Below are 668 nucleotides of genomic sequence, written 5' to 3' on the forward strand. Positions count from 1 at the left end.
TGGCGATACCTCTTCGGTTTGTTTCACTTTGAGCCTCGTACTGAATTGCTTCAAAGCGTCAGCAAAACTTTCCCTTTGCAGAGGCTTGGTTAGGACATGATCGGCACCTGCCGCGATAAAGTGATCATGGGCCTCACGAAAGACATCCGCAGTATAGGCAAACAGCAACGTCTTTACCCCTAGCTTTTCGCGAATAAAACGAGTCGCTTCGACACCATTCATCTCTGGCATGTGATTATCCATCAAGATAAGGTCATAATCGTTGTCGCGTGCCTTTTCTACGGCAACCAGCCCGTTTTCTGCGACATCCACTGCGTGCCCTAACTTTTCGCAAAAGCCTTTCGCCACCAAAGCATTTACGCGGTTATCTTCTGCCAACAAAATACGCAAGTTCTGAGTGCTTCGGGTTTGAACTGGCGTATATTGCGGGCTCGGTTTTTCGCTCTCATTCCATGGTATCGGCAAAGTGACAATAAACTGCGTGCCGACCCCTTCTACGCTCTTTAAGGTAATAGAACCACCCATAAGCTCAGTGAGCTTTTTAACGATGGCCAATCCTAAACCCGTTCCTCCAAACCTTCTGGTAGTTGAAGAATCTGCTTGCTCGAAGGAGTTAAATACTCGCCCTTGTTTATCGGGCGCGATACCGATCCCCGTATCACTGACGA

General features: G+C 48.2%; 1 protein-coding gene. It reads right to left on the reverse strand.

Annotated features, from left to right (window positions below; genetic code table 11):
• The coding region (locus R7R78_RS26775) for an ATP-binding protein (RefSeq protein WP_225474693.1) at positions 1-668 on the reverse strand (668 nt) is incomplete at both ends.

The organism is Vibrio sp. 2134-1, assembly GCF_033339495.1.